7 protein-coding genes, 1 tRNA gene and 4 rRNA genes are annotated in these 13,749 nt (G+C 41.8%); 4 read left to right on the forward strand and 8 right to left on the reverse strand.

The features are described from left to right. Positions 1-5 precede the first annotated feature (5 nt). From radA to pepP, 3 genes are all read left to right on the forward strand, one after another. Positions 6-1,388, forward strand: a complete 1,383-nt coding sequence (gene radA / locus RHO12_05970) for a DNA repair protein RadA (GenBank protein ID WVD67323.1) — start codon at positions 6-8, stop codon at positions 1,386-1,388. 128 nt (positions 1,389-1,516) lie between these two features. Then, positions 1,517-2,050, forward strand: a complete 534-nt coding sequence (locus RHO12_05975) for a YecA family protein (GenBank protein WVD67324.1) — start codon at positions 1,517-1,519, stop codon at positions 2,048-2,050. A 23-nt stretch (positions 2,051-2,073) separates the two neighbouring features. Then, complete coding sequence (pepP, locus tag RHO12_05980; GenBank protein WVD67325.1) at positions 2,074-3,387, forward strand: Xaa-Pro aminopeptidase; 1,314 nt, start codon at positions 2,074-2,076, stop codon at positions 3,385-3,387. Here the strand turns inward: pepP and RHO12_05985 are convergent. Further along, positions 3,384-4,166 carry a TonB family protein gene (locus RHO12_05985; protein ID WVD67326.1) on the reverse strand — a complete coding sequence of 261 codons (783 nt, stop codon included), beginning with the start codon at positions 4,164-4,166 and terminating at the stop codon, positions 3,384-3,386. The two genes, pepP and RHO12_05985, sit on opposite strands and share 4 nt — an antisense overlap. A 195-nt stretch (positions 4,167-4,361) precedes the next feature. On the opposite strand from RHO12_05985, the gene ispB reads away from it, so the two are divergent. Next, positions 4,362-5,333 carry an octaprenyl diphosphate synthase gene (gene ispB, locus RHO12_05990; protein WVD67327.1) on the forward strand — a complete coding sequence of 324 codons (972 nt, stop codon included), beginning with the start codon at positions 4,362-4,364 and terminating at the stop codon, positions 5,331-5,333. Between the two features lie 210 nt (positions 5,334-5,543). Here the strand turns inward: ispB and rrf (RHO12_05995) are convergent. From rrf (RHO12_05995) to hflC, 7 genes are all read right to left on the reverse strand, one after another. Further along, positions 5,544-5,659: ribosomal RNA gene (rrf, locus tag RHO12_05995) — 5S ribosomal RNA — on the reverse strand. Between the two features lie 167 nt (positions 5,660-5,826). Continuing rightward, a 5S ribosomal RNA gene (gene rrf / locus RHO12_06000) occupies positions 5,827-5,942 on the reverse strand. Between the two features lie 147 nt (positions 5,943-6,089). Beyond that, positions 6,090-8,994 (reverse strand): 23S ribosomal RNA (locus tag RHO12_06005). Between the two features lie 205 nt (positions 8,995-9,199). Further along, a tRNA-Glu gene (locus RHO12_06010) sits at positions 9,200-9,275 on the reverse strand. A gap of 57 nt (positions 9,276-9,332) precedes the next feature. Beyond that, a 16S ribosomal RNA gene (locus tag RHO12_06015) occupies positions 9,333-10,871 on the reverse strand. Together the 16S, 23S and 5S rRNA genes with 1 tRNA gene alongside form the textbook arrangement of a ribosomal RNA operon. A gap of 529 nt (positions 10,872-11,400) precedes the next feature. Next, on the reverse strand, positions 11,401-12,699 hold the full coding sequence (locus tag RHO12_06020) for an adenylosuccinate synthase (GenBank protein WVD67328.1): 1,299 nt from the start codon (positions 12,697-12,699) through the stop codon (positions 11,401-11,403). Positions 12,700-12,765: 66 nt separating this feature from the next. Next, complete coding sequence (gene hflC, locus RHO12_06025) at positions 12,766-13,749, reverse strand: protease modulator HflC (GenBank protein WVD67329.1); 984 nt, start codon at positions 13,747-13,749, stop codon at positions 12,766-12,768.

Raw genomic sequence — 13,749 nt, forward strand, 5'->3', positions numbered from 1 at the left:
ATTCGTTGGCAAAAACACCTAAACGCGCTTATGTTTGTAATGAATGTGGTGCAGACTATCCTCGCTGGCAAGGTCAATGTAGTGAATGCCATGCTTGGAATACGATTACTGAAGTCAGACTAGCCTCAACGAACAATCGCAGTGACCGTTTTACGGGTTATGCTGGTGATGTAGGGTTATCAAAAATACAGAAATTAGCTGAGATTAGCCTTGAAGAGCTGCCGCGATTTTCTACCAGTTTTTCAGAATTCGATCGCGTCCTTGGTGGCGGAGTGGTTCCAGGTAGCGCGATTTTAATCGGCGGAAGTCCTGGTGCAGGTAAAAGTACTTTATTGCTACAGACGATGTGTCGCTTATCTACACAAATGAAAACACTTTATGTTACCGGCGAAGAATCTTTACAGCAAGTCGCAATGCGCGCACATAGGTTAGGATTACCAACAGATCAAATAAACATGCTGTCTGAAACCAGTATTGAGCAAATCTGCTTATTAGCAGATAAAGAACAACCAAAGTTAATGGTCATAGACTCAATTCAAGTTATGCATATGGCTGATATTAGTTCTTCTCCAGGCAGTGTTGCTCAAGTTAGAGAAACAGCCGCGTATTTAACCCGATTTGCAAAAACAAAAGGCATTGCAATTATCATGGTAGGACATGTGACAAAAGATGGCTCACTTGCAGGACCAAAAGTACTTGAGCACTGTATTGATTGCTCTATCTTACTCGATGGCGACTCGGATTCAAGATTTAGAACGCTTCGTAGTCATAAAAACAGGTTTGGCGCGGTTAATGAACTAGGCGTATTTGCTATGACCGAGCAAGGGCTTAAAGAGGTCAGTAATCCTTCGGCAATTTTTTTAAGTCGAGGGGAGGAAATGCTACCGGGTAGTTCTGTTGTAGTACTTTGGGAAGGAACAAGACCATTACTCGTCGAAATCCAAGCTTTAGTCGATCATTCAATGTATGGCAATCCAAGACGAGTAACCGTTGGACTTGAGCAAAATAGGTTGGCACTCTTATTAGCCGTACTTCATCGCCACGGTGGATTGCAAATGGCGGATCAAGATGTATTTGTTAATGTCGTTGGTGGCGTAAAAGTGACAGAAACAAGTGTAGATTTGGCACTTATCTCTGCACTAGTTTCAAGCTTTCGTAATAGACCTATACCTCAAGACTTGGTTATTTTTGGCGAAATTGGCTTAGGTGGGGAAATACGCCCAGTTCCAAGTGGCCAAGAAAGAATATCCGAAGCCGCCAAGCATGGGTTCAAACGTGCTATTGTTCCCGCGGCCAATGTCCCTAAAAAGAAACCGACTAATATGCAAATCTATGCAGTAAAAAAACTCTCAGAGGCATTAGACATATTAAATGATCTGAGTACATAGGTTATTTTTTAACATGCATTTAGTCCTTTATTGTTAATCGGTAAATATTGTTAGTTACTAAAAGGCTGCAACTGCGCACTGTTTAAGTATATAATATGGCGCAAATATCAATTTATAGAGCAACAATTATGTCGTTATACACTTCATTAAATTCAGAACTAAAATCCCAATCCATCGGTATTACTGCAGCCGAACTCCATGGTTTTCTTTCTGGTATTTTAGCTGGCGGTAACCAAGATGATAGCTGGCGAACTTTACTTGAGGATATGATGAATGATGGTAAACCCGTTGCAAGGTCTTTATATCAGCTTATTATTCAACTTTATGAGCAAACAAAACAACAACTTGATGATGACAATTTTGAATTCCAACTGTTCATTAGCGATCAAACTCTCTTTGAACAAATCGATGATATGGTTGGATGGATTAACCATTTTCTACTTGGTTTGGGATTAGCCCAACCCCAGCTGGCGAAAGTTAAGGGCAATGTTGGCGAGGCTATTTATGATCTAAGACAAATTACCCAACTTGGTTACGATGAAGATGATGATCAAGAAGAGCTCGCGTTTGCATTTGAAGAAATTTTAGAATATGTTCGAATGACTGTTATTTTGTGCCATGACGAGTTTATCGAACCTGTTCAGTCGACAACAATACATTAAGAACAATACTAATGGGTATACAAATGACTCGAGATATCATTACGCGCCGTAAAAAAATGTTTAATAATATGGTTGATAATAGTGTGGCAGTCTTTTTTGCTGCACCTGAAGTGATTAGAAGCAATGACACCCATTATCCGTATCGACAAAATAGTGATTTTTGGTATCTTACCGCTTTCAATGAACCTGAAGCAGCGCTATTGCTGGTAAAAGAATCGGCAGAGCAGTATCAAACTATTTTATTTAATAGAACAAAAGATCCCCTTATCGAAACCTGGACCGGTTATCGCTTAGGCCAAGAGGCGGCACTAAAAACAGTCAGCGTAGATCAAGCCTATCCTTTTGATAAAATCATGGATCTTCTGCCTGAAATTATTAACGGTAAATGTGCACTATATCACGCCAGTCAATTATACCAATATGCAGATAATATTATCGACAATCTAATGACTACACTAAGGCAGGGAATAAGAAAAAACTTGCATGCGCCAGAATCTATTATAGATTGGCGGTCAATGTTGCATAATATGCGCTTATTTAAGTCGTCTAATGAAATAGCAATAATGCGTCAGGCGGGGAGAATTACAGCCCTTGCCCATATCAGAGCAATGCAACAATGTAAACCTGACATGTATGAGTATCAACTTGAAGCTGAAATCTTGCATGAATTCATTAAACACGGCGCAAGAAGCCCTTCTTACAATACAATTGTTGGTAGCGGTAATAATGGCTGTATTCTTCATTATGAGAATAATAGTGAACGTTTAAAAAATGGCGACTTAGTGTTAATTGATGCTGGCTGTGAATTTCAATCTTATGCGGGAGATATTACTCGTACATTTCCTATTAATGGTAAATTTAACAAACAACAAAAAGAAATTTACGATATCGTTCTTCGTGCACAGTTAAAAGCAATTGAACTTTTTAGGCCGGGAGTATCAATCAAAGAGATTAATGACAAAGTCATTCGAATTATGGTTGAAGGCTTAATTGCACTCAATATTATGCGAGGTAATATTGATGAGTTAATTGAACAAAAAGCTTATACTCAGTTTTATATGCATGGGCTTGGTCATTGGTTAGGTATCGATGTCCACGATGTGGGTGATTATAAAACGGTAGGTCGAGAGCGTAAGTTAGAAGCTGGAATGGTTATTACTGTTGAACCCGGTTTATACATTAACAAAGATGCTGATGTAGCAAAACAATACCGCGGTATAGGTATTCGTATTGAAGATAATATTCTTATTACTCAAAATGGCAACGAAGTATTAACTAGTGATGTACCGAAGCTCACACACGAAATAGAAACGTTAATGGCAAAGTCATCGTATTAAACATTATCAAAATCAACTGATTTATTACGATTAAAAACAATCTTAATGGTTAAATCTTTAGCCTGAATTGGTTGATATTTCCATTGTTTCATAGCTTGAATCACGGCTTTATTAAAAATATTATTAGGTTTAGCCTCTGCAATACGAATATTTTCTACCCGTCCATTAGCATCAATATCATAAATAGCTACAACATAGCCTTCTATTCGTAAATCTAATGCTCGGCGAGGGTATTCTGGATGATTACGATTAATCGCTGCTGGCGTTGCTGAGTATTGTGTATTATTTGATATTGTGGGAGCAACAGCATTATCTGCAAGCTTATCAGCTATAACTTCTTGTCTTATTTTTTGTTTCGATGTTTTTCGTTGCTGTGGCTGATTATGATCTTCATTTTTAGTCGACTTATCCTTAATAATTAACTTGGGATCAGCTGATTTTGGCAGTTTATCAAGTTTAGCCTTTTCTATAATAAGATCGGGCTCGATATCAGCTTGTTTATTAGCTTTAGGATTAATCTTAACCAATTCATCTTTAGTATTATCATCAGCATTTTCAGATTTAGGCGTGTTTTCAACTAAAGACGGCTCCGGTGCTGCTGTTACCGATAAATCAATCATAATAGCTTTTATAGAATCATTGCCGGCCATTGACACGGTACGAGCTGAAAAGAAAGCCCCCCATAACAAGACACCAACAATAGCTAAATGTATCAAAATAGAAACGGAGATGTAAGAGTTAAGATTATTTTTTTTGCTATTATTACGTTTTGCTATCATACAGTGACATTATCAGGTACGGAAAAGTTATCTATTATATTTTAAATGAAAATAATTATCATTTAAAATATTTTTTTAATTTTTATCACGAAATAACGCGACTTGTCTTGTTGTAATAGAACTTTTATCAGATAATAAACATAATTATTTGATCTTAAATCAACGCAGTAAGTCGATCTGATGGGTAACACATCAATGCAACAAATTATTAATTTAGTTCAAGATGAACTAGTCAAAGTTAACGAAGTAATACAAAATCAACTCTCTTCCGATGTTATGCTAATAAATCAATTAGGCAGCTATATTATTAGCGGAGGAGGTAAACGTATTCGACCAATCATCATGCTGTTAAGTGCAAAAGCCTTAAATTACCAAGGTGATAAACATATTATGGCCGCAGCATTTATCGAATTCATTCATACCGCAACATTACTGCATGATGATGTTGTTGATGAATCAGACTTAAGAAGAGGTCGTTCGACAGCAAATGTGCTATTTGGCAATGCTGCAAGCGTTTTGGTTGGTGACTATATCTATACTCGCTCATTTCAAATGATGGTTAGTATTGGTTCATTACCTGTATTAAAAGTAATGTCCGAAGCAACCAATGTTATTGCAGAAGGTGAAGTGCAGCAGCTGATGAACTGTAATAATCCTGACACAACCAAAGAGCAGTATCTACAAGTGATTTATCGTAAGACCGCAAGGTTATTTGAAGCCGCCTCACATACAGCCGCATTGATCAGTGAAGCACCAAAAGAGTATGAAGATGCGTTGCAAAACTATGGCCGTTATTTAGGAACGGCTTTCCAATTGATTGACGACTTGCTAGATTATAGTTCTCAAGATACAGTAGCATTAGGTAAAAATTTAGGTGATGACTTAAACGAAGGCAAACCAACTTTACCACTTTTGCATGCAATGCACCATACTCAGGATCAAGATGAAGTACAGATTATCCGCAATATTATCGAAAAAGGTAATGGCAGAGATTCACTGGAAAAAATATTGAATATTATGCATAAGTGCGGTTCTCTTGAATTTACTTATAATATTGCTAAGCAGGAAGCAGAAAAAGCACTTGTTGCAATTAATATTCTACCTGACTCACCGTATAAAGAAGCGTTACGTACATTAGCAATAGATTCAGTTAAGAGACAATCTTAACAGATTATGAAATAGACGTTTTTTAAGTTATAACAACATCATAACAATGGAAAGCTTAAGCTCGTCACGCTAGGGCTTAATCATCGCTAAAGTCCGAATAAATATTTTGTCACAACAAAAATAGATAGTTAATATTTAGCAGATCAGCACTTCAAAATAAGTGAAAAAAAAGCCCCTAACCAATAGATAAGGGGCTTTTTTATATTAAAAGTCTGGCGGTGACCTACTCTCACATGGGGTAACCCCCACACTACCATCGGCTTCACGGCGTTTCACTTCTGAGTTCGGCATGGGTCAGGTGGGACCACCGCAACATTGCCGCCAGACATAACTCTTTTATATCGAAAATATTATAAGCTTACTGATATGAATCAATATGATCTAACATTCTTAATTAGCAAACTTAACAACTAAGCAGATATGTATAACAACATATTCAATAATCAAAATAAAAGCCCCATACCAGTAGGTAAGGGGCTTCTTAACATTAAAAGTCTGGCGGTGACCTACTCTCACATGGGGTAACCCCCACACTACCATCGGCTTCACGGCGTTTCACTTCTGAGTTCGGCATGGATCAGGTGGGACCACCGCAACATTGCCGCCAGACATAACTCATTTTCTCTTAGACCATATATCCATCCACCTCTCACCAGTAAACTCACTCGCTACCAGCTACCCGTAAATAAACATATCATCCATCAATATAGACTCAAGCCAAAATTTTCATTGAGATTCAAAACAACTCTAAGTTGTAAGGTTAAGACTCTCGGTTCATTAGTATCAGTTAGCTCAATGTATCACTACACTTACACACCTGACCTATCTACGTCTTAGTCTCAAACGGACCTTACAGAGTAAACTCTGGGAGGACTCATCTCGAGGCTAGTTTCGTGCTTAGATGCTTTCAGCACTTATCTATTCCGCACGTAGCTACCGGGCAATGCAATTGGCATCACAACCCGAACACCAGCGGTGCGTTCACTTCGGTCCTCTCGTACTAGAAGCAAACCCCCTCAATCCTCCTACGCCCATGGCAGATAGGGACCGAACTGTCTCACGACGTTCTAAACCCAGCTCGCGTACCACTTTAAACGGCGAACAGCCGTACCCTTGGGACCTACTTCAGCCCCAGGATGTGATGAGCCGACATCGAGGTGCCAAACACCGCCGTCGATATGAACTCTTGGGCGGTATCAGCCTGTTATCCCCGGAGTACCTTTTATCCGTTGAGCGATGGCCCTTCCATTCAGAACCACCGGATCACTATGACCTACTTTCGTACCTGCTCGAGCCGTCACTCTCGCAGTCAAGCTAGCTTATGCCATTGCACTAACCTCCTGATGTCCGACCAGGATTAGCTAACCTTCGTGCTCCTCCGTTACTCTTTGGGAGGAGACCGCCCCAGTCAAACTACCCACCAGACAGTGTCCGTAGACCCGATTCAGGGCCCTACGTTAGAACATCAAACATTAAAGGGTGGTATTTCAAGGTCGACTCCATGCAAACTAGCGTCCACACTTCTTCGTCTCCCACCTATCCTACACATTAAGGCTCAATGTTCACTGTCAAGCTATAGTAAAGGTTCACGGGGTCTTTCCGTCTTGCCACGGGTACACCGCATCTTCACGGCAAATTCAATTTCACTGAGTCTCGGGTGGAGACAGCCTGGCCATCATTACGCCATTCGTGCAGGTCGGAACTTACCCGACAAGGAATTTCGCTACCTTAGGACCGTTATAGTTACGGCCGCCGTTTACTGGGGCTTCGATCAAGAGCTTCTCCTTACGGATAACCCCATCAATTAACCTTCCAGCACCGGGCAGGCGTCACACCGTATACGTCCACTTTCGTGTTTGCACAGTGCTGTGTTTTTATTAAACAGTTGCAGCCAGCTGGTATCTTCGACTGACTTCACCTCCATCCGCTACGGACTTCAATTACCATCAGCGTGCCTTCTCCCGAAGTTACGGCACCATTTTGCCTAGTTCCTTCACCCGAGTTCTCTCAAGCGCCTGAGTATTCTCTACCTGACCACCTGTGTCGGTTTCGGGTACGATTAAATATGACCTGAAGCTTAGAGGCTTTTCCTGGAAGCAGGGCATCAATTACTTCAGCACCTTAGTGCCTCGTCATCACATCTCAGAGTTACAGTGACCGGATTTGCCTAATCACACCCCTACATGCTTAACCCGGGCTCCTTGCGGACCTATCCCGGTAAACCTAGCCTTCTCCGTCACCCCATCGCAGTCACATTCAGTACGGGAATATTAACCCGTTTCCCATTAGCTACGCATCTCTGCCTCGCCTTAGGGGTCGACTCACCCTGCCCCGATTAACGTTGGACAGGAACCCTTGGTCTTCCGGCGTGCGGGCTTTTCACCCGCATTATCGTTACTTATGTCAGCATTCGCACTTCTGATACCTCCAGCAAACCTCACAGTTCACCTTCTACGGCTTACAGAACGCTCCCCTACCCAATATGTTATTCACACACTGCCGCAGCTTCGGTGCATAGTTTTAGCCCCGTTACATCTTCCGCGCAGGCCGACTCGACTAGTGAGCTATTACGCTTTCTTTAAATGATGGCTGCTTCTAAGCCAACATCCTAGCTGTCTAAGCCTTCCCACTTCGTTTCCCACTTAACTATGACTTTGGGACCTTAGCTGGCGGTCTGGGTTGTTTCCCTCTTCACGACGAACGTTAGCACCCGCCGTGTGTCTCCCATGCTCAACTTGTCGGTATTCGGAGTTTGCATCGGGTTGGTAAGCCGGGATGGCCCCCTAGCCGAAACAGTGCTCTACCCCCAACAGTTATACATGAGGCGCTACCTAAATAGCTTTCGGGGAGAACCAGCTATCTCCCGGTTTGATTGGCCTTTCACCCCCAGCCACAGGTCATCCGCTAATTTTTCAACATTAGTCGGTTCGGTCCTCCAGTTAGTGTTACCCAACCTTCAACCTGCCCATGGCTAGATCACCGGGTTTCGGGTCTATACCCTGCAACTCATTCGCCCAGTTAAGACTCGGTTTCCCTACGGCTCCCCTATTCGGTTAACCTCGCTACAGAATATAAGTCGCTGACCCATTATACAAAAGGTACGCAGTCACACCATTAATGATGCTCCCACTGATTGTACGTACACGGTTTCAGGTTCTATTTCACTCCCCTCGCCGGGGTTCTTTTCGCCTTTCCCTCACGGTACTAGTTCACTATCGGTCAATCAGGAGTATTTAGCCTTGGAGGATGGTCCCCCCATATTCAGACAGGATAACACGTGTCCCGCCCTACTCGTCAAGCTTCCACATAATGCGTATTCGTGTACGGGACTATCACCCTCTATCGTGTACCTTTCCAGATACTTCCACTTACACACTATGCTACCCGCTTTGGGCTCCTCCCATTTCGCTCGCCGCTACTTTGGGAATCTCGGTTGATTTCTTTTCCTCGAGGTACTGAGATGTTTCAGTTCCCTCGGTTTGCCTCCCTAACCTATTTTATTCAGTTAAGGATAGTATAGTTACCTATACTGGGTTTCCCCATTCGGACATCGACGGTTATAACGCTTATTACCAGCTTACCGTCGCTTTTCGCAGATTAACACGTCCTTCTTCGCCTCTGATTGCCTAGGCATCCACCGTGTACGCTTAATTTCTTAACCTTACAACCTACAGTTGTCTTGGTTTTCTCAATTTCGCTTTTTCTCTATCTTATCGTCATTCCATCTGGACTTTCACCCAAACTTCATCACCATAAAACGAGAACTCGTTTCTTTCAGCTTGTTCCATATTGTTAAAGAGCATTATTCTTCTATTCACATTATCATGAATACAAAAATAAAAGGATATAAACCGCCCGTCTTAAAATGGCGTCCCCTAGGGGATTCGAACCCCTGTTACCGCCGTGAAAGGGCGATGTCCTAGGCCTCTAGACGAAGGGGACGTAAGCGATTTACTTCTTTCAAACAAACAATCTATGTGAACACTGTTAGGCACTTCGTAAGGAGGTGATCCAACCGCAGGTTCCCCTACGGTTACCTTGTTACGACTTCACCCCAGTCATGAACCACACCGTGGTAAACGCCCTCCCGAAGGTTAAGCTATCTACTTCTGGTGCAACCCACTCCCATGGTGTGACGGGCGGTGTGTACAAGGCCCGGGAACGTATTCACCGTGACATTCTGATTCACGATTACTAGCGATTCCGACTTCATGGAGTCGAGTTGCAGACTCCAATCCGGACTTAGACGTACTTTGTGAGGTCCGCTCCAGTTCGCACCTTCGCATCCCTTTGTATACGCCATTGTAGCACGTGTGTAGCCCTGGTCGTAAGGGCCATGATGACTTGACGTCGTCCCCACCTTCCTCCGCTTTATCAACGGCAGTCTCCTTTGAGTTCCCACCTCTACGTGCTGGCAACAAAGGATAAGGGTTGCGCTCGTTGCGGGACTTAACCCAACATTTCACAACACGAGCTGACGACAGCCATGCAGCACCTGTCTCATAGCTCCCGAAGGCACTCTCGTATCTCTACAAAATTCTATGGATGTCAAGACCAGGTAAGGTTCTTCGCGTTGCATCGAATTAAACCACATGCTCCACCGCTTGTGCGGGCCCCCGTCAATTCATTTGAGTTTTAACCTTGCGGCCGTACTCCCCAGGCGGTCGATTTAACGCGTTAGCTCCGGAGCCCAAGGGTCATGCCCCCAAACTCCAAATCGACATCGTTTACAGCGTGGACTACCAGGGTATCTAATCCTGTTTGCTCCCCACGCTTTCGCATCTCAGCGTCAGTATCTGTCCAGAAGGCCGCCTTCGCCACCGGTATTCCTCCACATCTCTACGCATTTCACCGCTACACGTGGAATTCTACCTTCCTCTACAATACTCTAGACAACCAGTTTTAAGTGCAATTCCCAGGTTGAGCCCGGGGCTTTCACACCTAACTTAATTATCCGCCTACATGCCCTTTACGCCCAGTCATTCCGATTAACGCTCGCACCCTCCGTATTACCGCGGCTGCTGGCACGGAGTTAGCCGGTGCTTCTTCTGTAATTAACGTCAATTCAGTATCCTGTTAGAATACTGACCTTCCTCATTACCGAAAGTACTTTACAACCCTAAGGCCTTCTTCATACACGCGGCATGGCTGCATCAGGGTTTCCCCCATTGTGCAATATTCCCCACTGCTGCCTCCCGTAGGAGTCTGGACCGTGTCTCAGTTCCAGTGTGGCTGGTCATCCTCTCAGACCAGCTAGAGATCGTCGCCTAGGTAGGCCTTTACCCTACCTACTAGCTAATCCCATATGGGTTCATCAAATGGCATGTGGCCCGAAAGTCCCACACTTTGGTCTCGCGACATTATACGGTATTAGCAGTCGTTTCCAACTGTTGTCCCCTTCCATTTGGCAGATCCCCATACTTTACTCACCCGTCCGCCACTCGTCAGCAAGAGCAAGCTCTTCTGTTACCGTTCGACTTGCATGTGTTAAGCCTGCCGCCAGCGTTCAATCTGAGCCATGATCAAACTCTTCAATTTAAAGTTTGATGCTCAATAGTTACTGACTATAATTTCATTTCAAATGAATCTTTTAGTGTCACTATCAAGACTTAATTTTTGAGTCCGGAGACTTTTATATTTTGTCCTAACAGTGCCCACACAGATTGTCTGTTTTTAATTTTTAAAGAGCTGACAGCTTACTTCTTTTCGCTGTCTCAAGGGTTGCGTATACTACGCTAACCTTTCTTATTCGTCAAGACTATTTTTTGTTTTTTATTTGTCTTAACTATATTTGGTTTTTCTCATCATATTGCCCGACCCGTTTTGTTTTTGCTTCAACGAATCAGTGGTGCGCATTATAGACATCTTTTAGCTTTGAGCAAGAGAAAAAACGCTTTTCTTTGACCGACCGCACAATACTTAGACATATCAAATTTTAATTAATTGATAATTAATAAGATTAAATTCTTGGAGCGTTCCAATTAATTTTCTAATTTATATTTGATATAAAAGAAAAGGCGCGATTACCATCGCGCCTTTAAATTAGTTCATAAAATAACTAAACAGATTAAACTTCAAAAGGGTCTCGTAAAATCATTGTTTCTAAACGTTCTGGCCCTGTTGAAATAATATCAATTGATGTTTCAGTTAGTATCTCTATTCGTTTAATATAATCTTTAGCGGCTTGAGGGAGAGCATCAAATGATTTAATTCCAAATGTTGTTTCACTCCAACCAGGCATTGTTTCATAAACGGGTTTAACCATGCTCCATTCTTCAGCTGAAGAAGGTGCTATATCCGTTATATCGCCATTAGGTAATTGATAGCCAGTACACACTTTAACTTCTTCCAGACCATCAAGTACATCTAGTTTAGTTAGGCAAAATCCAGAAATAGAGTTCAGCTGAACTGCTTTACGGATTGCGACAATATCGAGCCAGCCAGTTCGTCGTCGACGGCCAGTGGTCGCGCCAAATTCATTACCTTGTTTGCATAAGAATTCGCCAACATCATCGAATAATTCCGTAGGAAAAGGACCAGCGCCTACACGAGTTGAGTATGCTTTTACGATCCCCAGAACATAGCCCACATACCTTGGGCCGAAACCTGTTCCCGTCGCAACACCACCTGCAGTAGTATTTGATGAAGTAACATAAGGATACGTACCATGATCAATATCAAGCAGTGTTCCTTGTGCACCTTCAAACATAATTTTTTCGCCTTTTTTACGAGCAGATTCAAGTAATGTAGGAATATCTGCAATCATCGCAATTAGAATATCTGCAATAGCGAAAATTTCATCTAATACTGTTTGATAATCAATAGCGTCAGTTTTATAGTAGTTTACTAACTGGAAATTATGGTATTCCATTACGCTTTTTAGCTTTTCAGCAAATGCTTCTCGATCTCTTAAATCTCCAACACGTAATCCTCGGCGAGCAACTTTATCTTCGTACGCGGGTCCAATACCTCGCCCTGTAGTTCCAATTGCTTTATGTCCTCTTGCTTTTTCCCGCGCTTGGTCTAAGGCAACATGATACGGTAAAATTAATGGGCACGCTTCTGAAATAAGTAATCGTTCTCTTACAGGAACGCCTTTGCCTTCTAGCTCGTGCATCTCTTTCATTAAAGCTGATGGACTAAGTACGACCCCATTAGCAATAATACTAATGACATTATTTCTTAGAATTCCTGAAGGTATTAGATGTAAAACTGTTTTTTCACCGTTGATCACCAATGTATGCCCAGCATTATGCCCACCTTGGTAGCGAACAGCATATTTTGCTTTTTCCGTTAGTAGGTCAACTATTTTACCTTTACCTTCATCACCCCATTGGGCTCCGAGTACAACAACATTATTGCTCATTTTTACATACTCATTTAATTTAAATTAATATATTCCAACTACTCGTTAGCTATAAACTCGCGGCAGTTACTTTTTATTAGATTTTATCTTAGTATCTAGTTTCATATAACGGAAAAACTCGCTATCTGGACTAATCACCATAACATCACTTCCATTAAAGCTATGATCATACGCTTTTAAGCTACGAACAAAGCTAAAAAATTCTAAGTTTTTACTAAATGCATCAGCATACAACTTAGCAACGTACGCATCACCTTCACCACGGATTGTTCTCGCCTGTTTTTCCGCTTCAGATAAAATTTTTGTCGCTGTTAACGTTGCATCTGCGCGAGTTTCTTCCGCTTCTCTTATACCTTGGAAACGCTGATCACGAGCAACCACCTCACGCTCTGCACTCATTCGATCGTAAATTGATTCCGAAACTTCAGGTGGAAAATTTATTTGTTTAATACGTACATCAATAACTTCAACACCAAATGCAAGCATGCTGGTAATATTTTCAGGATCGACTTCAGCAACTGCAACAAGTTCTTCCACTGGCACTTCTTTAACTTTTGCAGCACCTTGTTTTGTTCCATTTAGCGCATCTTTTACTTTTAGCATCAATGAGTTTCTTGATTTGGTCTCTGCACTCGTATCATTAATAATATCTTTGATATCTAATTTACCAATTTCGGCTCGCAAACGTCCATTTAGTCTAGCTAACAATAAATTCTCTACACTGTTACCGCCAGCAACTGTTTCATAGTAACGATCAAAGTTAATGATTTTCCATTGTACATAATAGTCAACGATTAAATCTTTCTTCTCTCTCGTGATAAATTTCTGTTCCCTTCCACTGTTATTAGAGCTGTCAGTTGTCTGAATTTTGGCATCAATGACGCGAATATTATCCACGCCAGGAATTTTAAAATGAAGCCCTGGTTCTGATAAGCCAATAATTTTATTAAACCGCAAAACAATACCACGGTTTCCTTCCTCAATAATATAAATAGATGAGAAAAATATACCAATTAATATAATAACGATAGGAATTAATAATTTACGCAT

The sequence above is a fragment of the Orbaceae bacterium lpD02 genome (genome assembly GCA_036251875.1).
GTDB lineage: Bacteria > Pseudomonadota > Gammaproteobacteria > Enterobacterales > Orbaceae > Orbus > Orbus sturtevantii.